Source organism: Salipaludibacillus aurantiacus (assembly GCF_900111295.1).
GTDB classification, from domain to species: Bacteria; Bacillota; Bacilli; order Bacillales; family Salisediminibacteriaceae; genus Salipaludibacillus; species Salipaludibacillus aurantiacus.
Genome location: NZ_FOGT01000006.1, coordinates 1 through 26182, shown reverse-complemented (window position 1 = coordinate 26182; position 26182 = coordinate 1). Strand labels below are relative to the sequence as shown.

Here is a 26182-nt window from a genome sequence, read left to right as displayed (position 1 = left end):
GAGGAATGTGAAGATGAAAGTCTCTGAAGAAACAGTACAAGGGATAACTGCTGAGAAAGCCAGCTGGATGTATCAGAAGATGTGCGAAATCCGGAAGTTTGAGGACAAGGTCCATGATTTGTTTGGGCAAGGGGTCCTGCCAGGGTTTGTTCATTTATATGCAGGTGAAGAAGCAGTGGCTGTAGGGGTCTGTGCACACCTCGATGATAATGACAGCATTACGAGCACACACAGAGGCCACGGACACTGTATAGCCAAAGGGTGCGAACTTGACGGGATGATGGCGGAGCTCTTCGGAAAAGCAACCGGGCTGTGTAACGGAAAAGGCGGGTCTATGCATATTGCAGACGTTGAGAAAGGAATGCTTGGAGCAAATGGTATTGTAGGCGGCGGATTTCCGCTGGCAGCCGGGGCCGCTCTCACATCCAAGCTGAAAAAAACAGGGGCAGTGGCTGTCTGCTTCTTTGGTGATGGAGCGGGGAACCACGGGACGTTCCATGAAGGAATTAACCTTGCGGCCATCTGGAACCTGCCTGTTGTCTTTGTGGCTGAAAACAATGGATATGCTGAAGCTACCCCATTTGAATACGCATCAAGCTGTACAAATATAGCAGACAGGGCAAAAGGCTATAACATTCCCGGGGAAATTGTCGACGGGAAAGATGCAACGGCTGTTTATGCGGCAGCCCAGAAAGCTGTAGAACGGGCCAGAAACGGTGAGGGCCCAAGCCTGATCGAATGTAAAACTTACCGTAATTACGGACACTTTGAAGGAGATGCTCAGAAATATAAACCGGACGTTGAAAAGAAAAGCCATCTGGAGGAGCTGGATGCGCTGCGAAAGTTCCGTGAGTATATTGCGAGTGAAGGGCTGTTAACGGACGCAGAACTTGATGATATTGAGGAACGTGTGGACCATGCGGTTGAGGTTGCAGTTAAATTCGCTGAAGAAAGCCCAATGCCGGCTGAAGAGGATTTAACGAAAGACGTGTATGTGTCTTATGAAACTCATGACAGGGGGGACGTATAATGGCACGAATTATAACTTTTTCAGAAGCGATTAAAGAAGCGATGCAGCTGGCAATGCGTAAAGATGAAAATGTCATACTGATGGGTGAAGATGTGGCCGGCGGTGCTGAAGTGGACCACCTGCAGGATGATGAAGCATGGGGCGGTGTTATGGGCGTTACCGGAGGCCTCGTTCAGGAGTTTGGCCGTGACCGTGTTCTTGATACGCCGATTGCCGAGGCCGGTTACATCGGGGCGGCAGTAACGAATGCGGCGACAGGAATGAGGCCGGTAGCGGAACTTATGTTTAATGATTTTATTGGAAGCTGTCTTGATGAAGTGATGAACCAGGGTGCCAAGCTCCGTTACATGTTCGGAGGTAAAGCGAAAGTACCGTTAACCATCCGAACGATGCACGGTGCCGGCTTCAGAGCAGCTGCCCAGCATTCCCAAAGTCTCTATGGCATGTTTACGGCCATACCGGGGATTAAAGTAGTCGTTCCTTCCACGCCTTACGATGCTAAAGGATTGTTGCTTGCCGCTATTGAAGATGATGACCCGGTGGTCTTTTTTGAGGATAAAACCCTCTATAACGTAAAAGGGGAAGTGCCTGAAGGCTATTATACGATTCCGCTGGGCAAGGGAGAAATCAAGCTGCCGGGGAATGAGTTGACGATTGTTGGAATCGGCAAGCAGGTACAGACAGCTCTGGATGCGGCAGAACAGCTCACAGCTAAAGGAATTGACGCAGAAGTGATCGATCCTCGGAGTTTATCGCCTCTCGATGAGTCGATTATATTAGACTCGGTTATGAAAACGGGCCGTCTGGTTATTGTGGATGAGGCAAACCCGAGATGTAATGTGGCAACGGATATTGCAGCTTTAGTTGCTGATAAAGGATTCGATTACCTTGATGCACCGATTAAGCGGGTCACAGCTCCACACTGTCCGGTTCCATTCTCGCCTGCTTTAGAGGACATCTATTTGCCGTCTGCTGAGAAAATATTGAAAGTAGTATCAGAGATGATAGAAGACGATACGACCGTCACGATGTAAGGTCGGTAACTAAGCTTCACGGGCAAAAGAAAAGCATCCTTAATGAAGGCTGTATTCATGGCAACCCACATACACAACTTCTTAGCCTGTTAATGTTTTGATAGTCGTGAAACATCCCGGCAGGTGTGGACTCATTAGGTCTCACCTGCCTTTTCATAAGGCCTGACAGACAGAATGGAGGGAGACGTCATGGCAGTGGAAATCATTATGCCGAAATTAGGTATGAGCATGAAAGAAGGCACCATTGTAGAATGGCACAAAGCGAAAGGCGAATCAGTTAAAAAAGGTGAACCCGTCGTGTCGATCAGTTCTGAAAAGATAGAAAACGAAGTGGAAGCCCCTGCAGACGGGGAACTAATCGGAGTGAGCGCGGAGGTAGACGAGGTGGTAGCTGTAGGAAAACCAATCGGTTTTATCGGTGAGCCGGGAGAACAAGTTCCGGACCCTGAAAGCGGGGGTGCAGCCGGGGAAACAAAACCGGAAAAGGAAACAGCTCCTGAACAGACCCGGCAAGCTCTCAAGCCGGAAAGCCCGCCGCCGGCTGCCGGAAAAAAACGGGCCTCCCCTGCAGCGAAAAAACTTGCAAGACAGAAAGGTATTGATATCGAAACGGTTGTTGGGACAGGACCGGGAGGAAGAGTAACTAAAGAAGATGTGCTTCAGGCTGCTGAAAAAGGCACCGGGACAGAAGTAAGCCCGCAAACCGTATCTGTCCCTGCCCAAACTGAAACAAGTCAGGCAGCCGGTGGCGCTTCCAGCCAGGAACCGGTTAAAAAAGAACTGAAAGGCATCCGGAAAGTGATTGCCGACCGGATGCATGACAGCATCCGTAACACGGCCCAGCTAACAATCATGAAACATGCTGATGTCACAAAGCTCATGGCTTTCAGAAAAGAGTTAAATACTGATCTTGCTACTGATGAAGAGTCTGTAAAAGTGTCAGTTACAGACTTACTGGCAAGAGCAGTGACAAAAGCTTTGCTTGAGCACCCGAACATGAACAGTGCTTTAAAAGAGGGAACCATTTATGAATATGGCCATATCCATTTAGGGATTGCAGCAGCTAACGATAAAGGACTGGTGGTCCCTGTTCTCTTCAATGTTCAGGATCAATCCCTCAAGGACATTTCTGCAGCCATCCGCTCTCTCGGTGAAAAAGCGCGGGACGGAAGTTTGTCGTCTGAAGAAATGGCCGGTTCCACGTTTACGGTTACAAATTTGGGCGCATCTGGTATTTCGTTCTTTACGCCTGTGTTAAACCCGCCGGAAACCGGCATCTTAGGGGTGGGAGCCACTGAAGAAACGCTGGCTTTTTCAGAAAAAGGAGATGTAGTAGCCAAAAAGAAACTGCCTCTCAGCCTCACCTTTGATCATCGTGTAGTCGATGGCGAGCCTGCAAGCCGGTTTTTAAATACAGTTATTGCCTATCTGGAGCATCCGTACCGTCTGCTGATATAAGGCCGAGCAACTATAGGAGTTGATCATAAATGGGAGAAAAGCGAGAAGTTGTAGTAATTGGGTCAGGTCCCGGAGGCTATGTGGCCGCTATAAAAGCAGCCCAGTCAGGAAAACAGGTCACAGTTATTGAAAAGAAATCCGCTGGAGGAACATGTCTCAATGTAGGCTGTATTCCGTCTAAGGCATTAATTACTGCAAGCCACCATTTTCAGCACATGCTTAACGGGGGACAGATGGGCCTTCACGCCGGAGAGCCGTATGTAAATATGGCCCAATTTCAGCAGTGGAAAGATGGAATTGTGTCGAGGCTCACCAGCGGTGTCAGGCAGCTGCTGAAAGGAAACAGCATCGAATTTCTCGAAGGACGGGCTGAATTCACCGGTAAACACACGATTCAAGTTTCAAGCCAGGGAGGTCAGACGCGGACTCTCCAGTTCAAACATGCGATTATTGCGACAGGCTCCACGCCTGTGGAATTGCCGGGTCTCTCTTGGGACGACAGAGTCCTCTCCTCAACCGGGGCGTTGGCTTTAGATCATATTCCCGAAAAAATAATTGTCGTCGGCGGCGGGTATATTGGGATGGAGCTGGGTACGGCATATGCCAATCTCGGCAGCCGCGTAACATTTCTTGAGGGGGCCAGTCAGCTGCTGCCGGGATTCGGCCAGGATCTGGTGGCCATTGCAGAAAAGAAACTGCAGCAATCGGGCAATGTGGATATCGTTAAAAATGCCATGGTTAAAAAAGTCGAAAACCATAGTGACGGAAGGGTTACAGTACAGTATACAGTGGATGATGAGCTTAAAACGGCCGAAGGCAATTATGTGTTTGTGACAGTGGGCCGTAAGCCAAATACAAATAAATTAGGTTTGGAAAATTGCGGAGTGCAACTGGATGAACGTGGGTTTATAACGATTAATGAGCGATGTGCAACAAGTCAACCTCATATTTTTGCTGTAGGGGATGTCACGAACGGGCCCGCGTTGGCTCACCGGGCATCCTTCCAGGGAAAAGTGGCAGCAGATAACATTGCCGGGGAAGATTCAGTGGATGAACAGGTCATTCCGGCGGTTGTCTTTTCAGATCCGGAACTGGCTTCAGTCGGCTTAAGCGTTCAAGAAGCCAAAAAAGCCGGTTATGACGCTTTCAGGAAGTCCTTTCCATTCGCGGCAAACGGACGGGCATTAACAATGGAGAGCAGCAGCGGTTATGTTGAATTAATTCTCAATGAAGAAGACGGACTGCTGTTAGGGGCCCGCGTAGCAGGTCCGCTCGCTTCGGAATTAATCAATGAATTGACCGTGGCCATCCAGTCCCAGTTAACGGCAGAGGACCTGTCTCTCGCCGTCCATTTCCACCCGTCACTGGGAGAAACCATCATGGAAGCAGCTGAATTTGCGATGGGACATCCGATTCATAAGCTTTAGGCGAATAAAAACTTTAAAGGAGGCTTGGCTAATGAAAGCAGCTGTATGGTATAAAGCTAAAGATTTAAGGGTGGAGGAAGTAACAGAACCGGCTGTTTCTGAACATGATGTGAAAGTAAAAGTGAAATGGTGCGGAATTTGTGGAAGTGACTTGCACGAATATTTAGCCGGGCCCATCTTTATTCCAGTCGACAGTCCGCACCCTATCAGCAAAGAAAAAGCACCGATTATCATGGGCCATGAATTTGCGGGTGAAGTAGTTGAAACCGGCAGCAAGGTAACCAAACTTCAGGTTGGCGACAGAGTGGCGATTGAACCCATTCTGGCTCCGAATGAGAACGGCGAATACAAAGATGAAAAATATAATTTAACAGACTTATTAGGGTTCCACGGGTTGTCAGGAGGCGGCGGAGGATTTTCTCAATTTACGGTTGTCGGAGAACATATGGCACATAAACTGCCGGACGAATTGTCCTATGAACAAGGTGCCTTAGTGGAACCGGCTGCTGTAGCGTTGCATGCTATCCGGCAAAGCTCGCTGAAGGCAGGTGATACGGCCGCCGTTTTTGGAGCCGGCCCGATTGGCCTGCTCGTCATTGATGCCTTAAAAGCTGCCGGTGCCTCGCAAATATATGCTGTTGAAGTCTCAGAATCCAGGAAAAAGCTTGCGGAACAATTAGGTGCTGTCGTGATCGATCCAAAAGAAGCAGATGCGGTGGAGGAAATACGTAAACTGGCTGGAAGCGGTGTGGACGTATCTTTTGAGGTGACAGGTATTCCTGAGGTGCTGAATCAGTCGATTCACAGTACTCATACCGGAGGCGAAACAGTTATAGTCAGTATCTGGGAATCTGACGCAGCAATTCAGCCGAATGATATTGTTATAAAAGAAAGAACTGTAAAAGGAATCATTGCCTACCGGCATATTTACCCTGCGGTTATGGAGTTAATGAAACAAGGGTATTTCCAGGGAGAAACGATGATTACGAAGAAAATAGGATTGGACGATGTGGTGAATGAAGGATTTGAACAGCTTGTAAAGGACAAAAGCCAAATAAAAATCTTAGTCAGCCCTGAATAAGGGGCTGTGGGCATGCTTTTCGGGGGCGGGGCATTAGGAGTTGTGCAGGTTGGTGCTACGTTGGTAGCACCAACTTTTTTTGTTTCTTTAAGCTGCCGAATGCACAGGTATTCTCGGTTTTTCGTCGTGATACATGTGTTGGTGCAACAGCGGTAGCACCAACCTGATTAGTCTCTTTTAAAGCTGCTGAATGCGCAGGTATTCTTAGTTTTTCGTCGTGATACATGTGTTGGTGCAACGTTGGTAGCACCAACTTTTTTTGTTTCTTTAAGCTGCCGAATGCACAGGTATTCTCGGTTTTTCGTCGTGATACATGTGTTGGTGCAACAGCGGTAGCACCAACCTGAATAGTTTCTTTTTAAACTACCAAATGCGCAGGTATTCTCAGTTTTTCGTTCTGATACATGTGTTGGTGCAACAGCGGTAGCACCAACCTGATTAGTCTTTTTTAAGCTGCCGAATGCGCAGGTATTCTCGGTTTTTCTTCGTGATACATGTGTAGGTGCAACAGCGGTAGCACCAACCTGATTAGTCTCTTTTAATCTGCCGAATGCGCAGGTATTCTCAGTTTTTCGTCGTGATACGTAGGTTGGTGCAACAGCGGTAGCACCAACCTGAATAGTTTCTTTTTAAGCTGCCGAATGCGCAGGTGTGCTCAGTTTTTCGTCCTGATACATATGTAGGTGCTCCTGCCCCGCCTTGGGCTTGCTCGTCGCAGAAAAAGACTGCAACAGCGGTAGCACCAGCCTAAAGCTCCTCATTTTTCCGCCAGGGGCCTGATGCTGTGTGCAATCAGGAACTGGGCACTGTAATAGGTAATCATGATTAAGGCTCCTGAATGGGCGACTTCTGAGATGAACATGTTCCAGGCCAGAATAGAATCTGAGATGACGAAAAGGATGCTTCCTGAGACAGCCCATATGTTTCCCGTCAAAACAGAAGAGAAAAGCATTACAGATATGACTGCAATATAAAGAATGACGGGGATAATAAGGGGTTCCTCGCCTCCAGTTTTCAGCGCGCCTGTTAATTCTCTTCCTATTATAAAAGAATAAAGAATAATAGGAAGAAGAGAAGCCAGTTTTAAAGGAGTAACTGTCATTTTTGTGAAAAAGCCCGCCAGGTAAAAAAGGTGACCAATTAGAAAAGCTGCCAGGCCTGCTATAAATGTGCCTTCAATAAACGCGTCCCCAAGCATACAGAAAAAGAGCCCGGTAAGCATTAGTGTGCTGAAGCGGGAGAACCTGTTTCTATCAGGAAGTCTCCGGATAGCGTACGCAATAATAAGCCACATAGGAATTAACTTAAATAGGATTATAACAGCCAATGATTCGCCAGGTACGTAAAAAGTATAGAAAAGACCAGTTACTAAAATTAAAATAGGCAGTACGTATGCTGATTTTAATTGCCTCATTTCACCCTTCCTCCCCACTCAATGATCTTACTCCCTCCTTAATAAGCAATTCTGTAAAACTTCAAATATATGATTTCTATGCAATTACTTCTTTGATAATACCATATAATGTAAAAAGAAAACGAGCAAGGCAGAATACTAAGAAATTCCATTAACTGGGGGGGCAGACCCCCCAGTTAATGGAAAACAGCTGCTATTCAAACAATAGCAGCTGTTTCTTTAAACTTGCGTTAATTCTTTGTATTTACTTGAGACTGTGCTCGGCGATACGCCGTATTTTTCAGCCGCAGCTTTTTGGGAAAGGGCTGCCGTTCCGTCCGTTACGTGTTTGTCTGTCCAGTACTCCAGAGCCGCTGCAAAGGTTTCCGGTTTTTGAATGCGCGGTTCTTTAGTTCTTACAAAGCGGATCCAGTGTATTTTAGCTTTTAAATAGCCGGTATATGGTACACGCGTCCAGTCGAGCTCTGAATGGATTAAGGCAAGGACCTTTTTCCCGCTTTCTTTAAGCTCGTCTTCCTGATTAAGAACTCCTTGAGCACTGACGAGAACACTAAGTACTTCAAGGACATCTGGGAAAGAACGTGTAAACAGTTCCTGGTCTGTCTCCCCATCTAAAGAGGCATGCTTCTTTATCCCGTCCCAGGCTTCACAGAAACTCTCAGCTATGCGCTTTGGAATGGCTAATGCATCATTTCCTAATGCTTTTCCATCCGGTGTCGGGTATAAATAGCCAATTACTGAATCGTTTTCCTTCAGATTGGCAGAAGCAGGCGTCTTTTCCAACGTATGAGCCTCTCCGCTAAACGTATTTTCAAGAGCCATGTTTTTTTCATCGGCGTAAGTCACACGGAAAAACTCAGGCTGCATGGCCTCCCACTCCTGAAGAAACTCCTGGAATTTTTCCGAGTAGTCTTTCCTGTAATTTTCTGTATAGTCCGAGAGGATGGTTTCGCCCCCGGAAGCGATCGGCTTGTTAAACAGAATCCAGTGGAAGATCAGCTGGGAGAAAGCTTCGCCGTCGCGCTTCTGCATGCCTTCAAACTGTTCAGCAAGCTTTGCATAAACCGGTTCAATCTCATCATCGAACCGTTTGCTGTGGTCAAAAATGCGGGGAAGAAGCTCATTAAACACACGCTGGTCCGGCTCGTCAAACCGCGGTTTCGCCTCCACCTTATTTAAACAGCATTTTTTATATTTCTTCCCGCTTCCGCATAAACACGGGTCGTTCCGTCTTAATGTTGCCATTTCTTTCACCTCGATCTAAAATTCACCCTACCTATAGTTGCAAAAATCCTGCCTTTTGTAAAGCAGTAAGCGGCATGGTTTTTAAGTAAAGTCCCGTTCGTAATATTGAATACAGACTTTTTATTCATATATTAAATGGGTAAAAATACCCTGTTGTCTAAGAATTAGGGCTTGGAACTCTGACGGAAAAAGCACTGGTATACTTATAATACTTCTAATCCTGCCCCCTCTCCCTCCGCGTAATTCAGTATTAATGGGAAGGTAGCTGTATTTGTTAGTTATTGTTGAAAACCTAGTGATATACAATCATAAATTGAATGTAAAATTCTAAAAACTCGTTGACATGTTCTTTATTACGAACTAAAATGAGTGATATACAAATTGAAAACGGGATTTTCATTAAACAAATAAGATATTTGTTCTCCATGGGGAACAAACGGTAGTGCAAACTAACTAACCTAAGGGGTGGGAACAGTGGGTGAAAAAGATATCGAAATAAAAAAGATTGTGGCAGCACTGAAAACGCGCTTCTGGATCATTCTTTTAATTACTGCGGTCGCAGGAAGCGCAGGCTATGTTTATTCTGAACATACTAAACCGGCCCCGATTTATGATGCTTCTTCCACAGTCATTATTCAGGAAGAACGGTTTAACATGGATACTCTGAAAGTGCTCGTGACAGAACCGGTTGTCCTCGATAAAGTTATTTTTGAATTGAAACTTGAACAAACACCTCAATCGTTAATTCACCATTTTGCCGCTGAAGATGTCAACTCTTCACAGGTTTTAAGATTTACGGCAACTGATACTACTCCTGAAAATGCCGTCGTTCTTGCTAACACTATTGCCAGCGTCTTTCCGGAAGCTGTTAATGAGACGCTGGGGTATGAGAATGTGGAAGTTCTTTCAGAAGCAAACCTCAGTGAAGCCAAACATCCCATCAACACGCCTTCAGACCGCTTATTTCACGGAAGTATACTCATCGGGCTGATATCTGGAATAGGAATGGCGTTTTTACTGGACAGTCTGGATAACAGGCTGAAAACAGAACGTCAGGTGGAAGCATTGCTGGAGATACAGGTGCTGGGCACTGTGCCAAAAGCAGCCCCAAGACTGCTTACTCATAAGAAAGAAAAAAGGACAAGCCATTTAAAAAGAGGTGAAACCATTGGGGAATAGAGCTTTAAGAAAAAAAGTCGCTTACTTTTGCCAAAACCCTGATTCGGTGATGTCCAGTAAATTTAAAAGAATAAAACTGAATGTGGAATTTGCCTCTCAGGAGAATAACTGTAAAACACTGGCTGTCACTTCTCCCGGAAAAGGAGAAGGTAAGTCCATGGTTGTCTCCCAATTGGCTGTGTCATTTGCGAGAGAAGGAAAAAAAGTGCTTTTAATAGATTCCGCGGTAAATGCGCCAGTAATCCACCATATTTTTAAGATGAAAAACGGAAAAGGATTAACAAATGTATTAGCCGGACAAGTGAAATTGCGGGAAGTCATTAATCAGTCGTCCGTAGACGGGCTGAAGATTGTAACGAGCGGTGAAGTCACGTATAACGCCGAAAAGCTTTACCAGTCAAAAGTGATGAACAAGCTGCTGGCGGAAGCTGCCAATGAGTTTGACTATGTGCTGCTGGATACCCCAGGCGTGCACGAAGGTACCTTCACAAAAATTCTTGCCGGTAAATGTGACGGGAGCATTCTCGTGGTTCGAAGTAATAAAACAGAAGATCACGCCGCATTGGATGCTAAAAAAGCTTTGGAAATCGCTAAAGGAAATGTGATTGGTGTCATTATGAATGCGAAACCGAACTCATTTTCCCAGCTGATTAAAAACACCTAAATTTTTTTACTGTTTTTGTTCGTTATTAAGAAGGTCATCAGTTCTATATAAGGAATATGAACGTTTATCAGGTTATGTCTCCCAGCCTTTATCAATGGAGGCACTCGGCCATACTGTGGGTGGAAACCTTAGATGCGAGTCATCGAAGGTGTGGCGTGAGGAGGGGTTGAATGCCCTTATTCTTTGATTTTTTACCGACTTGAGTTACAGGCTCAAATGGGTAAAAAAGTTAAAGCCAGCGAATTCGGATGGTACAAACTTTTAAGGAAGGGGGGCAAAAAAGTGTCTTATAAAAAAAGAGTTCGACTGCTGTTTTTAATAGACTCTGGTTTAGTCGTTTTAGCTTTTTTACTTAGCTACTTTCTGCTTGAATTACACATCATTCCTGAATTTAAATTTATAGCAGCCTTAATGTCGCTGCTAATCAGTTATCATATTGTTTCCTTTTATTATAAATTTTATAAAAAAGCATGGGAATATGCGAGTATCGGAGAGTTGAAAATTATATTAAAAACTCTCTCATTCTCGATTACTTTCGCACTGCTGGCGCATCTTTTAATCTATCAATACACTCCGGCCCGTCTAATGCTCCTGACTGGAACTTTTCAGCTGCTGTTTATTGGAGGAGCCAGGCTGACTTGGAGAATGATGAGGGACAAACTCATCAATAACCAAAACGAGAAAAGGAACACCCTGATCGTAGGGGCCGGGGCGGCAGGAACGATGACGGCCAGGCAGCTCCAAAATAATGTGGAGTCAGAATTGAACCCTGTAGCCTTTATTGACGACGACGTGACTAAACAGAAACTCGATATTTATAACATACCTGTCGTCGGAGGGGTTAAGGCAATCGAATCGGCAGTCAGGAAATATGATATTGAACATATTGTGATCGCCATTCCTTCCTTAAGCAAAAAAGAACTGAACAAGATTTACACCGAATGTGCAAAAACACGGGTGAAGACGCAAATCATGCCAATGATAGAAGATTTGATGACAGGAAAGGTCTCAGTTCATCAATTCAGGGATGTAAAAGTTGAAGACTTACTTGGCAGAGAGCCGGTGGAACTGGAAGTTGATACGATTTCGGAAAATATAACAGGAAAAACAGTGATCGTGACAGGGGCAGGCGGATCCATCGGATCTGAAATATGCAGACAAATCTCGGAATTTCAGCCTGAAACATTAGTGTTACTCGGGCATGGCGAGAATAGTATTTACACTATTGAAATGGAACTTCTGGAAACACATAAGAATTCTCCAATGACCTTCGTTACAGAAATAGCAGATATACAGGACGCTAAAAAAATGACGGCTGTGTTTAATCATTACCAGCCTGATGTGGTCTATCATGCTGCTGCTCATAAACACGTTCCCCTCATGGAACGCAATCCGGAAGAAGCACTTAAAAATAATGTCATTGGCACGATGAACGTGGCAAAAGCTGCTGATCAAAGCGGAGCGCGGACGTTCGTCATGGTATCCTCTGACAAAGCAGTTAACCCGACGAGTGTGATGGGAGCGACAAAGAGACTCGCAGAAATGGTCGTTCAATCAATGAATAAAGAAAGCACCACCAATTTTACCGTCGTCCGTTTTGGAAACGTGTTAGGGAGCCGCGGAAGCGTCATCCCGCTATTTACAAAGCAGATTCAAAAAGGGGGGCCGGTAACCATCACCCATCCTGACATGGTGAGATATTTCATGACCATTCCTGAAGCTTCCCGGCTGGTTATTCAGGCGGGCTGCTTAGCCCGGGGCGGCGAAACATTCGTCTTAGATATGGGAGAGCCGGTTAAAATTATGGATTTAGCGACAAACCTGATTAAACTGTCAGGCCATTCAGTAGACGATATCGGGATTGAATTCACCGGGATCCGTTCCGGAGAGAAACTGTATGAAGAATTGTTAAATGATAATGAGGTCCATGACCATCAAATCTATCCAAAAATCTATTTAGGAAAAAGCTCCAATATTTTTATAGAGGAAATCAGGGAAATTATCGTCTCTTACGCCTTGTTTAATAAGGAGGCTTTAAGAGAGAAGCTGATCAATCTCGCGAATAAGCAAATGAAAGAACAAGAGAAAGCAGAAGCTCTGTCTGCTCATTAGGTGCCAGGGGGGATTAAACTTATGAAGGTAAGAAAAGCTATTATTCCGGCAGCAGGACTGGGGACTCGTTTTTTGCCAGCCACGAAAGCCATGCCTAAAGAAATGCTTCCCATTGTCGATAAACCGACAATTCAATACATTGTAGAAGAAGCGGTCGCTTCGGGAATTGAAGATATCATTATCGTGACCGGCAAAGGCAAACGGGCAATAGAGGATCATTTCGATAACTCGTTTGAACTGGAGCAGAACTTATTAAATAAAGGGAAAATGAATTTACTGGATGAGGTTCAGAAATCGTCAAAAGTAGATATTCATTATATCCGCCAAAAGGAACCGAAAGGGCTTGGCCATGCTGTATGGTGTGCGAGGAAGTTTATAGGCGACGAACCTTTCGCCGTCCTATTAGGTGATGACATTGTCCGTTCCGATAAACCGTGCTTAAAGCAATTAATGGCGTGTTATGACAGGTATAAAGCTTCGATTCTGGGGGTACAGACGGTAAAGGATGAAGAAGTCTCGCGTTATGGCATAGTGGGAGGAAAGGAAATAGGCGAAAGAATTTATACGGTCAGAGAATTGATTGAAAAGCCTGATGCCGAATCGGCCCCTTCTAACCTCGCCATCTTAGGACGCTATATTTTGAGTCCGCAAATCTTCGCTGTTTTAGAGAATCAAGAGCCCGGATCAGGCGGCGAAATCCAGTTAACGGATGCCATTGCCAGGCTCAACCAAAAAGAAGCCGTGTATGCTTATGATTTTGAGGGTGTGCGGTATGATGTCGGTGAAAAATTCGGTTTTATCCAGACATCCATCGAATTTGCCCTTCAAAGAGAAGATTTAAAATTTCAGCTTTTAACGTACCTTTCTTCCATACTTGATAAAGAAACGATCAAATAATCATAAGCAGGTGATCGTATGCCAAAAAAAATACTTCTGTGTGCAACCGTGGATTACCATTTTAAAGCCTTCCATCTCCCAACAATGAAATGGTTTAAAGAGCAAGGGTGGGAGGTTCATGTCGCGGCTTCAGGCAGGATGGCGCTGCCTTATACAGATAAGAAGTTTACTATACCGATTCAGCGGTCGCCATTCAGTCTGACAAATCTCCACGGGTATAAATCACTTAGAAAAATTATAGAAAATAACGATTACGCCATGGTTCATTGCCACACTCCTTTGGGCGGTGTACTGGCAAGGCTGGCGGCTAGAACAGCAAGGAAAATAAAAGGGACAAAAGTCATTTATACAGCTCATGGTTTTCATTTCTGTGAAGGAGCCCCTTACGTGAATTGGATTATTTACTATCCGATTGAAAAATACCTGGCTTCCTTAACTGACAGTCTGATAACGATTAATCATGAGGATCACAGGCTCGCCGTCAATCATAAATTTAAATGCACCAGCATTGAACACGTACACGGGGTAGGGGTGGATACCACACGCTTTCAACCTATTGGAAAAACTGAAAAGGCAGAAAGGAAGAAATCATTTGGTTATCAATCAAATGATTTTTTAATGTGTTATACAGCTGAATTTAACAAAAATAAAAATCAGAAGCTGCTCATAAAAGCACTGGCTGCTGTAAAAGATCAAATGGCGAATGCACGGCTGCTGCTGGCCGGTGAAGGCAAATTATTAGAAGAGTGCCGGCAAATTGCCGCACACTCTGGAGTTAGTGATCAGGTGGACTTTCTCGGTTTCAGAAACGACATCGATCAGTTTTTGCCAATATGCGATCTGGCCTTGTCCTCCAGTTACAGAGAAGGGCTGCCGGTAAATATTATGGAAGCGCAGGCCTGTGGACTGCCGGCCATTGTATTGAAGAACAGAGGTCATTCGGAATTAGTAGTCAACGGCGTGAACGGCTATGTCATAGAGACAGATGATCCCCTCGCTTTCGCTGAAAAAATGCTGGAATTATATCAGCAGGAAGAACTGCGTGACAAATTCAGTGAAAAGACTGTCTCCCACGTTGCCAATTACTCTCTTCCAAAAGTCACGAACGAGCTGGAGATTATTTATAACAGGTACATGAACGAAGTGGAGGGATATGAGTGGGCGATCCAATAAGGGTGCTGCATGCTGTAGTTAATATGAACCGCGGCGGAGCTGAAACTCTTCTCATGAACTTATATAGAAATATCGACCGCGAGAAGGTCCAATTTGATTTTCTGACCTGCAAAGAAGGCGATTTTGACAGGGAAATTACAGAGATGGGCGGCATCATTCACCGAATCCCTTATGTAACAAAGAAAGGGCATTTCGGGTACGTAAAGGCGTTAAATCACTTTTTTTCTACGCATAAAGAGTATGTGATTGTCCATTCCCATATGGATAAAATGAGCGGGATCGTCCTGAGAGAGGCACAAAAAAATAACATTCCAATAAGAATTGCCCACAGCCATAATACGAGCAGTGAGGGGGGAACGGCGGCCAGGCTGTATAAGTGGTACGCCGGAAGAACCGTTCTCTCAAGCGCCACTCATTTACTGGCCTGCTCACATGCAGCTGCGAACTGGCTGTTCAAAGGCAAGGTGGACCAGGCTGTCATATTGAAGAACGGGATTGAGGCAGATAAATACCGGTTCTGTTCCAAGGCAAGACAGCGCATCAGAAAAGAATTAGGTCTCACAGACCAAAGGATTATAGGTCATGTAGGAAGGTTCAACCATCAAAAAAACCATACCTTTCTTATTGATATTTTTGCAAAACTTCATCAATCCATGCCTGAGACAAGGCTCGTACTGGCAGGGGATGGCCCCTTAAAACCGAAGATTGAGCAGAAAGTCAAAAACTTAAATCTTGAGAAGAAAGTCATCTTTACCGGTGTAAGAAGCGATATCCATCATCTGCTTCAAGCCTTTGATTTATTCTTATTTCCGTCGCTGCATGAGGGGTTGCCCGTGACTTTAATTGAAGCGCAAGGTGCAGGGCTTCCTTGCGTAATTTCCGATGAAATTACTAAGGAAGCAGATATGGGAATGGGTTTGATGAGTTATGTCCCCCTTGGCAGCACAGAGAGGTGGATAGAGGAAATTAAGAAAGCTGTTAACCTGCCGAAAGAGCGGGAGGGAGCTAACCGGTTTTTAACTGAGAAAGGGTATGATATCAAAACGAGTGCAGCCTGGACACAAGGTTTTTACACAGCAATCTGAGGTGACTAAAGTGAAAAAATTAACTGTTTTCACTCCTTCGTATAATAGAGCGTATTGTTTGCACCAGTGTTATAACAGCCTAAGAGAGCAAACATGCAAAGACTTCATCTGGTTAATTATTGACGATGGTTCGACTGATGGCACAAAAGAACTGGTGATGGACTGGATAGCAGAAAACGAACTGGACATCCAGTATGTCCGGCAGGAAAACCAGGGGATGCATGGGGCGCATAACACAGCTTATGACAGGATAGAAACAGAATTAAATGTCTGTATTGATTCTGACGATTCCATGCCTCCTAATGCTGTAGAAGAAATTCTCACGTTCTGGGAAGCTAACAGGAGTGAGGATGTCAGCGGGATCATCGGCCTTGATGTCCGCACGGACGGCAATATAATAGGCACAAAACTTCCGGACCACTTAGAGAAGTCGACCTTATTTGATCTTCACTATAAACACGGGATGACAGGGGATAAAAAGCTCGTGTACCGGACAGCACTCACAAAAATGTACCCTTATCCGCTTTTTAAAGGTGAAAAATACGTGGGATTAGCCTACAAGTACTACAAGTTAGATGAAGACTATCCTATGCTTTTGTTAAATAAACCGCTTTGTATCGTTGAATACTTGCCTGACGGGTCATCTAATAACATGCTCCGACAGTATCGGAAAAATCCTAAAGGCTTTGCTTTCTACAGGAAAGAGCTGATGAAACTGCCGTTTGCGAAAAAAACATTTAAATTCCGCCAGGCCATTCATTATGTCTCAAGCAGCTTAATGATAAAAAACAGACAGTTCATAGAAGAAACGCCAAATAAACTGTTAACTGTATTCGCAATTCCATTAGGCGTCGTTTTGTATGTGTATGTGTTAGCGAAACAGAATTAACAGTCAAGAGGGGGCAGTTATGGAAAGGACCGTAAACATAGGTGTGTCAGGCACAGGCTTTATTGCAAGAGGATTAGTGTATGCCTTGGAAAGTCAGGAAGATTTAACCGTTGCCAGCGTATTAACCCGCCGGCAGATAGAGGAGATCAATAATTTTCCGGATAAGAGCGTGCTGACCAACAATGTAGACCAGTTTATCGAAAGCTCCGATTTAATTGTTGAATGCAGCGGCGATGTCCTTCATGGGACGGAAGTCATTGACAGAGCCATCAGTGCTTCACTTCCTGTAATTACAATGAATTCGGAGTTACAAGTCACTACAGGATCATATTTTGCCCGCAGGGGTTTTATTACAGAAGCGGAAGGGGACCAGCCCGGCTCTTTGGCAGCTTTTAAGGAAAATGTGGAGCAAATGGGGTTTAAACCTTTAGTGTATGGCAATATAAAAGGATTTCTAAATACGAACCCGTCCAGAGAAGAGATGCTTTACTGGGCTGAACGAAACGGTATCAGTTTACAAATGGTCACCTCTTTTACTGACGGTACGAAAGTGCAAATCGAGCAGGCGCTAACTGCTAACGGCCTTCAGGCAGATATTGCTGCTCCTGGACTGCTTGGATTTAAAGCGGCTGATATCAATGAAGGTGGAACGAGGCTTGCCAATGAAGCTGCCAGGTTGAATCGTCCAATCAGTGATTACCTTCTCTGCCCGAAAGGTCCTGCAGGAGTGTTTATTACCGCAACGCATGACGATGTACAGCAGCAGCCTCTCAGTTATTTAAAAATGGGAGAAGGCCCCTACTATACTTTGGTGCAAACCTTTCATCTCTGTCATTTGGAAATAATGAAAACAATCCGGCGAGTGTTAAACGGAAAAGGGGTTCTCCTCAATAATACGGCTTCCCCTTCAATCAGCGTAGCGGCTATCGCAAAAAGGAAGCTTTTTCCCGGCGATAAAATAATTAAAGGGATCGGCAGCTTTGAAGTAAGAGGAGAAGCTGTAAAAATGAAGGATGAACCAGAACATATTCCAATCGGTTTAATTGCGGATGCGACAGTGACAAGGGTGGTTGAAGAAGGCCAAACGTTGACTTTTTCAGATGCAGAGCTGCCGGAGTCATTGGCCTTAAAAGCCTGGCGTGAGGTTGCCGGAAATTCATTAATCACGGAGTAGGGGACTTTCTGAATCTATTACGGCCTCTGGATTGGAAGGGACAATTATGACAATTCTTTATATGAATTTAGCACTTGTGTTCAGTTTTTCATTAGGAGCGAGGCACCTCAGGGATTCTGCATTATCTGTCACTAGTGAGGCCCCTTACATGAAACCGGGCTATTTTTTTATGTTCGTCTCCTTAGCATCATTGGTGATTGTGTCGGGGATGCGGAATAACATTGGCGATACGTATGTCTACAGAAATATATTTGAGTCAAATGAGTTCACGTGGGAGTATGTTCAAAGCCAGAAAGATATGGGCTTTGGCGTGCTGCAGATGATTTTAAAAATGTTTACGGATAACGCCCAGGTGTTAATATTTACTGCCGCATTAATTACGAACGTACTAATCGTCCTTGTATTATACAAATACACAAAGTTATTCGAGTTGAGCTTATTTGTCTTTATAGCTTCAGGCATGTACCTCGTCTCTATGAACGGCATCAGGCAGTATTTAGCAGCGGCAATTATATTTGCTTCCACTAAATTTATTCTGGAAGGCAGTTTTGTAAAGTATGCGCTGGTAGTTTTACTGGCTTCCACCTTTCATCAAAGTGCGCTCGTTCTCCTTCCCATCTATTTTATTGTCAGAAGGGAAGCGTGGACTAAAACAACATTTCTGATTTTGTTTTCAGCTGTTTTAATTGTACTTGGTTACAATCAGTTTTCAGAGATACTCTTTTCTGCGCTAGGGGAAGAAGGTTACGGAGGATACAGTGACTTTGATGAGGGCGGCGCCAATATTATCAGAGTGGCAGTCGGAGCGGCCCCGCTTATTCTTGCCTTTCTGGGCAGGGATAAATTCAGGGAACTGTTTCCTAAGTGTGATTACATTGTTAATTTAGCATTACTGGGTGTTATTTTTATGATCGTAGCTACCCAAAACTGGCTATTTGCAAGGTTGTCTATTTATTTTGATTTGTATAATTTAATACTGATTTCCTGGGTAGTGCATTTATTTGCGGTAAAAGACAGGAAACTCATCTATTATGCGATCGTCGTCTGTTATTTTTTCTTTTTTATCTATGAATATGTCATTACATTAAACATTGAATACAGAAGTGACTTTCTGGAATTCCTGGATCCGGACAAGGGACCGCTCTTCTTACAGAGCTGATAGGAGGGAGCAGAATGAAAAGGGGTTTCGATTTCTTAGTTTCACTGTCATTAATTATCGTTTTGCTGCCGTTAATAGTAATTATCGCATGTCTCGTCAGATTGAAACTGGGGTCTCCCGTCTTATTTAAACAGGAGCGTCCCGGTTTGAGTAATAAGCCCTTTACTTTTTATAAATTCCGAAGCATGACTGATGAAAAAGATAAAGATGGCACCCTGCTGGCTGATGATAAGCGGCTTACCCCCTTTGGACTGTTTTTAAGAAAGTTTAGCCTTGATGAGCTTCCGCAGCTGTTAAACGTGTTAAAAGGGGAACTGAGCCTTGTGGGTCCGAGACCGTTGTTAATGGAATATTTACCGTTGTATACCGAAGAGCATCTGCAGCGGCATCGTGTGAGGCCTGGAATTACGGGATGGGCGCAGATTAACGGACGCAATAACTTGTCGTGGGAGGAAAAATTTGATTTGGATGTCTGGTATGTCAACAATCGGTCGTTCTGGCTGGACATCAAAATCCTGCTCTTAACGGGATATAAAGTCTTTAAATCAGAAGGAATAAACCAGCCGGGAACTGCCACAGCAGAGAAATTCAGAGGATTAAACTCGGAAGTGGGTGGCGGCCATGAGTAGAAAAGTGATGATCATAGGTCATGGAGGGCACAGTAAAGTTATTACAGATGTCATTAAATCGAATCCTCATTTGGAGCTGGCAGGATATTTGGATGATAAATACGATCAGATCATCTATAGGAACGGGTTGTATTATGGTCCGGTACTTGTTGCAAGCCAGTTTATTAAAAGGCTGAGCGTCAGATTAATTATTGGGATTGGCAATAACGAGGTGAGGCAAAAGGTCGCACATAAACTGAATATTCCTTCTGAGTTTTATATGACAGTAGCTCACCGTTCAGCCGTTATCAGTTCAAGTGCATCAATAGGCTCAGGGACAGTAGTGATGGCAAACGCGGTCATTAATGCAGACAGTCAGGTAGGCAGCCACTGTATCATTAACACCTGTGCTGTGGTGGAACACGATAATGTGCTTGGGGATTTTGTCCATATTTCTCCAAACGCGACGCTGGCCGGTGCCGTTAAGATTAATGAAGGAGCACATGTAGGGGCAGGTGTGACAGTCATCCCGGGAATGGAAGTGGGAGAATGGTCAGTCATAGGAGCAGGCGCCACCGTTATTACAAACATTCCTTCCCAATGCACGGCTGTGGGAGTGCCTGCAAAGATGAAAGTTAAAGAGTTGTGAGAGATGTCAGAAACAGTCACTGGACAAAAACAGTCAAACAATCATCCATTTTATAAGTGATTAATAGTCAAACGAGCTGTGTTTCCAAAACAGGTCGTTTTTATGTTCTTTAAAGTTTCATAAGTTACCAGTCGAGAGGAAGATGAAAATGATATTGACAGGGACTGCAGTGACAGAATGACCAGGAAAAAAATATGTTTTATAACGACGACGTCTATTACAATAAAAAGCTTTTTAACAGGGCAAATGGCCTTTTTAAAAGAACACGGCTACGACATCACTGCTGTTTGCGCCAAGGATGACAGCCTCCTTAATGATCTGCCGCCGACTGTAACTTATATGCCGCTCAAAATGAAACGGGGAATCGACGGCCCGAGTGCAGTCTTAAGTATTTTTTTTCTCTACCGCTTCCTGAAAAAAGAAAAGTTTGACATTGTACAATATTCCACCCCAAATGCGTCACTATATGCTGCCATAGCTTCCCGGCTCGCAAAAGTCCCTGTCCGGTTATATTGCCAGTGGGGCATCCGTTATACGGGCTTTAATGGCTGGAAGAGAAAGCTGTTTAAGTCGATTGAAAAGGTCACTTGTTCCCTTTCAACATGTATTGAACCGGACAGTTACGGAAATTTAAAATTTAGTCACCAGGAAGGGTTATACACACCTTCCAAAAGCAGAGTCATATGGAATGGCAGTGCTAACGGTGTAGATTTATCTAAGTTTGATATTTTAAAAAAGGAAGCTTGGCGGCAGGAAATCCGTATGAAGAATAACATCAGTGAGAATGACTTTGTGCTTGGCTTTATCGGCAGGTTAGATAAGGATAAAGGGATTAATGAGCTTTTTACAGCTTATAAATCTATTTCGGCAAGATATCCAGGTACGAAGCTGCTTCTGGTCGGTCCTAAGGATAATTCTGGAGGGCTTCATGCACGTTTACTTGAGTGGGCGGGAAAGAACGAGTCGGTCATTTACAGCGGTTTTACCACAGAAGTAGAAAAATATGCGGCGGCTATGGACGTCTTCATTTTACCAAGTTACCGTGAAGGATTCGGTTCAGTGGTGATTGAAGCAGAAGCGATGGGGATCCCTGTCATCGTGACAGATATTCCGGGACCGACGGATGCGATGCAGGAAAACCACACTGGGGTCCTGGTCCAAAAAGGCTGTTCGCAATCTTTAGTGAACGCCATTGAGACACTGATCATCAATCCTGATTTATGTGCGAGAATGAGTAAAAATGCCAATAAGTTTGTCCGGGAGCATTTTGAACAGAAAAAACTGTGGAACTATATTTTAGAAGACCGGGAGATGCTTTACAAGAAGAGTAGTTCTTCTAAGGAGGACAGCAATGGACACACCCAATCCCAAAGTGTCGATCATTATGGGGGCTTATAACTGCGCTCCTACACTAACGGAATGTATAGAGTCTTTGCTGAACCAGACCTATACAAACTGGGAACTGATTCTATGTGATGATGGATCAACGGACCAAACTTACGATATCGCTGAAAAGTACGCAGAAGCATACAAGCATATTATTCTAATTCAAAATAAAAAAAATGAAGGCCTCGCTTTTACGCTTAACCGTTGTCTGAAGTATGCGAAAGGGGATTACATTGCCAGGCAGGACGGCGATGACAGATCCAGACCTGAGCGGCTGGAAAAAGAAGCCGCTGTCTTAAAAAACCATCCTGAATTTGACATAGTCAGTACAGGGATGGCTTTTTTTGATGAACGCGGTTACTGGGGAGAGATGACATCTGCTGAACGGCCTCAGCCGAGTGATTTTATTACCCAGTCCCCGTTTTGTCATGCCCCTTGTATGATGCGCCGGCAAGCATTGCTCGATGTGAAGGGGTACAGCACTGACCGGAAAACATACCGGGCAGAAGATTATGATCTCTGGTTCAGGATGTACGCGAATGGATCCCGCGGATATAACATTCCGGAACCTCTTTATGATGTAAGAGATGACAGGGGAGCTATTGCCAGAAGAAAGTATATTTACAGATTAAACGAAGCTTATGTGCGTTTTACCGGTTATAAACGGCTTAAATTGCCATTCAAATCATATCCCTATGTTCTCAGGACCCTGATTATTGGCATACTTCCCGGCTGGGCGTACAGGAAGCTGCGAAGAAAAAGGTATAGATTTTCATAAAAACAGCCCGTAAATCTTTAGGGAGGTGGGAATCCAGTGGGAAAAATGTCTTCTAAAAAAATATATCTTTCACCGCCTCATCTTAGCGGTTATGAACTGAATTTTATAACCGATGCGTTGAAATCGAACTGGGTTGCTCCGTTAGGGCCGAATGTGGACGGTTTCGAAAATGAACTGGCGGATTATTTAGGAATCAGGAATGCTGCAGCCTTAAGCTCAGGGACGGCAGCGATTCACCTGGCTCTTATTTTATCCGGAGTAAAAGAAGGGGATACGGTCTTTTGTTCCACGCTCACATTCGTAGCCAGCGCCAATCCGATTCTTTATGAGAAAGCCCGGCCGGTCTTTATTGATTCCGATCGGGAATCATGGAACATGTGTCCGCAAGCCTTGGAGAGAGCATTGACAGAAGCTTATCATATAGGGCGGCTTCCTAAAGCGGTCATTGTGGTTAACCTTTACGGACAAATGGCTAAGATGGAAGAGATCACTTATCTGTGCCATAAATTCAGAGTGCCGCTCATTGAAGATGCGGCAGAGTCACTAGGCTCCACTTATAATATGAGGCCTGGCGGGACATTTGGGAGCTTTGGCGTATTTTCATTTAATGGAAATAAAATTATTACCACGTCAGGAGGCGGAATGCTAACGTCAAACAGCACAAGTGCGATAAATAAAGCACGGTTTTTAGCCACTCAGTCAAAAGACCAGGCGTTGCATTACCAGCACAGTGAGGTCGGTTTTAACTACCGGATGAGTAATTTATCAGCTGGAGTAGGAAGAGCGCAATTGCTTGTTTTGAACGAAAGAGTCAAAGCGAAAAGAGCGGTATTTAATAAGTATTATAACGAACTTGCCGAGGTGCCTGGAATTGAGTTTATGCCGGAATTAGCGGGGACTATGTCCAACAGGTGGCTGACAGCGTTAACTGTTAATGAAAAGCAGGCAGGTTTTTCAAATTTAACCTTACTGAAATCTCTCGCCAAAGAAAACATTGAGGCACGGCCGGTGTGGAAACCGCTGCATCTGCAACCGCTTTTTGAAGGGGCGGATTATTACCCGCATTCGAAAGATTTAAGTGTTTCAGAAGAGCTGTTTAACTCGGGGATCTGTCTTCCTTCGGGGACGAATATGAGTGATGAAGACCAGCAGCGGGTGATTGACTGTATAAAGAGCCATGTACAAGTCAAGGCAGTGTGACTAAAGGCTGTCATAACCTGATAGATGGAGCGAAAACATATGAAGCAAGTCAAACGTATAAAAGTGCTGCACGTTGTTGGAACGATGAACCGTGCAGGAACAGAAACGATGTTAATGACTATTTTCAGAAGTATAGACAGGGGAAAAATTCAATTTGATTTTATTTCCTACAGTGAGGAAGAGGCCCATTATGATGAGGAAATCAGACAGCTGGGAGGCAGGGTGATCAGGCTCTCGAGGACCAATTCAGTCAGACAGCATATAGACGTTATAAAGAAGTACGGCCCATATGACGCTGTGCACTCCCATACTCTGTTTCATTGCGGCATCGCTAATCTGGCGGCGCGGCTATCCGGGGTGAAAATCAGAATCGCTCATGCCCACACGACTTTGGACAAAAGCGACCGGCTATTACGGAAACTGTATATTCATTCCATGCGTCCGGTCATTAATACGTTTTCTACCCACCGGTTGTCCTGCAGTAAAGAAGCAGGGCGTTATTTATTTGGAGAAAAATTAGAGAATTGGCGCCATTATATGTATTTTCCTAACCTTATCGACTGCTCACCGTTTTTGGCAGACCAGGAAGACGGTGTTAAGGCATTTAAAGAAGAAGAACAGTTGGAAAACAATCTGGTGATTGGGCATATAGGAAGGTTTATGGATGCTAAAAACCACCATTTTTTACTGGAAGTCCTGCAGAGTCTGCTTAAGAAGGATGCCCCAGTTAAACTGCTTTTGGTGGGTGATGGCGAATTAAGAGAAGAAATAGAAAAAGAGGCCGAAAAGAAAAAGTTAACCCGCCACATATGTTTTGCCGGGATTAGAGAGGATATCCCGGCCATGCTGCAGAGCATGGACATCTTTGTTTTCCCTTCAATTTATGAAGGATTAGGGCTGGTCCTTCTGGAGGCCCAGGCAACGGGATTGCCTTGTGTCGTATCCGAAGCTATACAGCCTGAAGCAGATTTGGATATAGGCCTGGTTACACAGATACCACTGGCAAACGGCCCTGACGCTTGGGCGGAACGAATATTAAAAATGGCCGCACAAAAAGAAACAGATAAAGAAAAGATCATGAATGCCTTTAAGGAAAAAGAGTATGCATTAAATACAGGCCTTTCAAAGCTTGAGAAGATTTATAACCTGTCATGAAGTCAGGAGGGGCATATGAAGAGAGTATTAGTGTCTTCATTCGATATGGAAGTTGGCGGAGTGGAACGAAGCCTGGTCAGCATGCTGAACAATTTTGATTATGACAAACATCAGGTGGACCTTATGCTCTACAGCCATTCAGGTGAATTTATGAATCTGCTGAATAAGCATGCTCATCTTCTTGATGAGGTAAGAGCGTATAAAACATTCAGGCTGACGATCGGGGATACGATAAAAAGAGGGGAAGTTATGCTGGCTTCGGCTCGCCTGTTAGCCAAATGTAAAGCAGCCTGGAACAAGTCGCCTGAAACCGGTTATAAACAGATGCAGTATATGTGGAAATATTCTTTGCCATTTTTGCCGAAAGCAGATAAAGAATATGACATTGCTATCAGTTATTTATGGCCCCATTACTTTATCGCTTATAAAGTTAAGGCGAAACAGAAAATCGCCTGGATTCATACGGATTTTTCCACAGTCGATACGGATGTGGAGATGGATCTTGCTATGTGGGACCAGTTCAATCATATTGTGGCTGTGTCTGATGGATGCAGGGCTTCCTTTATTACGAAGTACCCTTCGCTAGCGAAAAAGGTTCTGGTAATAGAAAATATTACGTCACCGGAACTCGTCACAAACTTGGCAGCTGAGAATGAAGAGAACCTGATGAAAAGGGATCACAGATTTAAAATCATTACCGTAGCCAGATTTTCATATGCCAAAGGGATCGATCAAGCAATTAATGCCTTGAAGTTACTGAAAGACAAAGGGGTGCGCGACATTGCGTGGTATGTGGTCGGTTATGGCGGAGACCAGGCTGAACTGGAAAAGCTTGTGGCTTCCCACGGGCTTCACGACAGTTTTATTTTTTTGGGGAAGAAAACAAATCCCTATCCTTATATGAAAGAAGCGGACTTATATGTTCAGCCTTCCCGTTATGAAGGGAAAGCAGTAACGGTGGGAGAAGCGCAAATACTTGGTAAGCCTGTCGTGATTACAAATTACCCGACGGCTGAAAGCCAGGTGACCCATGGGGTGAATGGGTATATTTGTGAATTATCCGTTCAGGGAATTGCTGACGGGATTTACGAGTTATATACGAATGAACTCATGAGACGCTCAATCAGCACCCGCTGTAAAAACACGGATTACAGAAACACCGAGGAATTAAAAAAACTATACACAATCATGTAAGTCCTGCGGTGGTATGTCAATTGACAATTAATCAGGTATTAAATTATTAAGTCCCATTTTTCCTGAAAAAGGCCGTAAGAAACTAGCCTAGTAATAAAATGGAAATTACTAGGAGATTTAAAAGGGTGTACACTGACAGCTTTTTGTCAGCTCTCCACGCTCCTTTCCGGCGAGAAGAGTTGATGGCTGCG

General features: G+C 44.4%; 23 protein-coding genes. 21 read left to right on the top strand and 2 right to left on the bottom strand.

Annotation, left to right across the window (positions count from 1 at the left end; all coding sequences use genetic code 11):
• Nucleotides 1-13: 13 nt before the first annotated feature.
• From BMW59_RS08865 to BMW59_RS08845, 5 genes are all read left to right on the top strand, one after another.
• Nucleotides 14-1030 carry a thiamine pyrophosphate-dependent dehydrogenase E1 component subunit alpha gene (locus BMW59_RS08865; protein ID WP_093050469.1) on the top strand — a complete coding sequence of 339 codons (1017 nt, stop codon included), beginning with the start codon at nucleotides 14-16 and terminating at the stop codon, nucleotides 1028-1030.
• The gene (locus BMW59_RS08860; protein WP_093050467.1) at nucleotides 1030-2064 is read left to right on the top strand and encodes an alpha-ketoacid dehydrogenase subunit beta; all 1035 of its coding nucleotides are present in this window, start codon (nucleotides 1030-1032) and stop codon (nucleotides 2062-2064) included. The genes BMW59_RS08865 and BMW59_RS08860 overlap by 1 nt, the downstream gene beginning before the upstream one ends.
• A gap of 189 nt (nucleotides 2065-2253) precedes the next feature.
• The gene (locus BMW59_RS08855; protein ID WP_093050465.1) at nucleotides 2254-3522 is read left to right on the top strand and encodes a dihydrolipoamide acetyltransferase family protein; all 1269 of its coding nucleotides are present in this window, start codon (nucleotides 2254-2256) and stop codon (nucleotides 3520-3522) included.
• 29 nt (nucleotides 3523-3551) lie between these two features.
• Nucleotides 3552-4949 carry a dihydrolipoyl dehydrogenase gene (gene lpdA / locus BMW59_RS08850; protein ID WP_093050463.1) on the top strand — a complete coding sequence of 466 codons (1398 nt, stop codon included), beginning with the start codon at nucleotides 3552-3554 and terminating at the stop codon, nucleotides 4947-4949.
• Between the two features lie 31 nt (nucleotides 4950-4980).
• Nucleotides 4981-6030: a 2,3-butanediol dehydrogenase gene (locus BMW59_RS08845; RefSeq protein ID WP_093050461.1), complete on the top strand. Its 1050-nt coding sequence runs from the start codon at nucleotides 4981-4983 to the stop codon at nucleotides 6028-6030.
• A gap of 757 nt (nucleotides 6031-6787) precedes the next feature.
• Here BMW59_RS08845 and BMW59_RS08840 read toward each other — a convergent pair.
• Nucleotides 6788-7444, bottom strand: a complete 657-nt coding sequence (locus tag BMW59_RS08840) for a lysoplasmalogenase (RefSeq protein ID WP_093050459.1) — start codon at nucleotides 7442-7444, stop codon at nucleotides 6788-6790.
• Between the two features lie 219 nt (nucleotides 7445-7663).
• Entirely contained in the window at nucleotides 7664-8689 is a 1026-nt protein-coding gene (locus BMW59_RS08835; protein WP_093050457.1) for an SEC-C domain-containing protein, read from the bottom strand.
• A gap of 474 nt (nucleotides 8690-9163) precedes the next feature.
• Here BMW59_RS08835 and BMW59_RS08830 point away from each other — a divergent pair, with 474 nt between their 5' ends.
• The 16 genes from BMW59_RS08830 to BMW59_RS08755 all read left to right on the top strand — a co-directional run bounded on the left by BMW59_RS08830 (nucleotide 9164) and on the right by BMW59_RS08755 (nucleotide 25991).
• On the top strand, nucleotides 9164-9868 hold the full coding sequence (locus BMW59_RS08830; protein ID WP_177174252.1) for a YveK family protein: 705 nt from the start codon (nucleotides 9164-9166) through the stop codon (nucleotides 9866-9868).
• Entirely contained in the window at nucleotides 9858-10532 is a 675-nt protein-coding gene (locus BMW59_RS08825) for a CpsD/CapB family tyrosine-protein kinase (RefSeq protein ID WP_093050453.1), read from the top strand. The genes BMW59_RS08830 and BMW59_RS08825 overlap by 11 nt, the downstream gene beginning before the upstream one ends.
• A 282-nt stretch (nucleotides 10533-10814) precedes the next feature.
• Entirely contained in the window at nucleotides 10815-12644 is a 1830-nt protein-coding gene (locus tag BMW59_RS08820) for a polysaccharide biosynthesis protein (RefSeq protein WP_093051078.1), read from the top strand.
• 21 nt (nucleotides 12645-12665) lie between these two features.
• The gene (gene galU / locus BMW59_RS08815; protein ID WP_093050451.1) at nucleotides 12666-13541 is read left to right on the top strand and encodes a UTP--glucose-1-phosphate uridylyltransferase GalU; all 876 of its coding nucleotides are present in this window, start codon (nucleotides 12666-12668) and stop codon (nucleotides 13539-13541) included.
• 18 nt (nucleotides 13542-13559) lie between these two features.
• Nucleotides 13560-14714 carry a glycosyltransferase family 4 protein gene (locus BMW59_RS08810; protein ID WP_093050449.1) on the top strand — a complete coding sequence of 385 codons (1155 nt, stop codon included), beginning with the start codon at nucleotides 13560-13562 and terminating at the stop codon, nucleotides 14712-14714.
• Nucleotides 14699-15799, top strand: coding sequence for a glycosyltransferase family 1 protein (locus tag BMW59_RS08805; protein ID WP_093050447.1), 1101 nt, complete (start codon nucleotides 14699-14701; stop codon nucleotides 15797-15799). Before BMW59_RS08810 ends, BMW59_RS08805 begins: the two co-directional genes overlap by 16 nt.
• Before the next feature lie 10 nt (nucleotides 15800-15809).
• Nucleotides 15810-16688 (top strand): glycosyltransferase family 2 protein, encoded by an 879-nt coding sequence (locus BMW59_RS08800; protein ID WP_093050445.1) that lies wholly within the window; start codon nucleotides 15810-15812, stop codon nucleotides 16686-16688.
• Nucleotides 16689-16707: 19 nt separating this feature from the next.
• The gene (locus BMW59_RS08795) at nucleotides 16708-17862 is read left to right on the top strand and encodes an NAD(P)-dependent oxidoreductase (protein WP_093050443.1); all 1155 of its coding nucleotides are present in this window, start codon (nucleotides 16708-16710) and stop codon (nucleotides 17860-17862) included.
• Between the two features lie 46 nt (nucleotides 17863-17908).
• Entirely contained in the window at nucleotides 17909-19021 is a 1113-nt protein-coding gene (locus BMW59_RS08790; RefSeq protein WP_093050441.1) for an EpsG family protein, read from the top strand.
• Nucleotides 19022-19035: 14 nt separating this feature from the next.
• Nucleotides 19036-19650: a sugar transferase gene (locus BMW59_RS08785; protein WP_093050439.1), complete on the top strand. Its 615-nt coding sequence runs from the start codon at nucleotides 19036-19038 to the stop codon at nucleotides 19648-19650.
• On the top strand, nucleotides 19643-20278 hold the full coding sequence (locus BMW59_RS08780) for an acetyltransferase (RefSeq protein WP_093050437.1): 636 nt from the start codon (nucleotides 19643-19645) through the stop codon (nucleotides 20276-20278). Before BMW59_RS08785 ends, BMW59_RS08780 begins: the two co-directional genes overlap by 8 nt.
• Nucleotides 20279-20455: 177 nt before the next feature.
• Complete coding sequence (locus tag BMW59_RS08775) at nucleotides 20456-21676, top strand: glycosyltransferase family 4 protein (protein WP_093050435.1); 1221 nt, start codon at nucleotides 20456-20458, stop codon at nucleotides 21674-21676.
• On the top strand, nucleotides 21630-22442 hold the full coding sequence (locus BMW59_RS08770) for a glycosyltransferase family 2 protein (protein ID WP_093050432.1): 813 nt from the start codon (nucleotides 21630-21632) through the stop codon (nucleotides 22440-22442). Before BMW59_RS08775 ends, BMW59_RS08770 begins: the two co-directional genes overlap by 47 nt.
• Nucleotides 22443-22487: 45 nt before the next feature.
• Nucleotides 22488-23642, top strand: coding sequence for a DegT/DnrJ/EryC1/StrS family aminotransferase (locus BMW59_RS08765; RefSeq protein ID WP_093051075.1), 1155 nt, complete (start codon nucleotides 22488-22490; stop codon nucleotides 23640-23642).
• Between the two features lie 39 nt (nucleotides 23643-23681).
• A complete protein-coding gene (locus BMW59_RS08760) occupies nucleotides 23682-24797 on the top strand; it encodes a glycosyltransferase family 1 protein (protein WP_093050429.1) in 1116 nt (371 codons plus the stop codon).
• A 15-nt stretch (nucleotides 24798-24812) separates the two neighbouring features.
• The gene (locus BMW59_RS08755; protein ID WP_093050426.1) at nucleotides 24813-25991 is read left to right on the top strand and encodes a glycosyltransferase; all 1179 of its coding nucleotides are present in this window, start codon (nucleotides 24813-24815) and stop codon (nucleotides 25989-25991) included.
• Nucleotides 25992-26182: the final 191 nt, after the last annotated feature.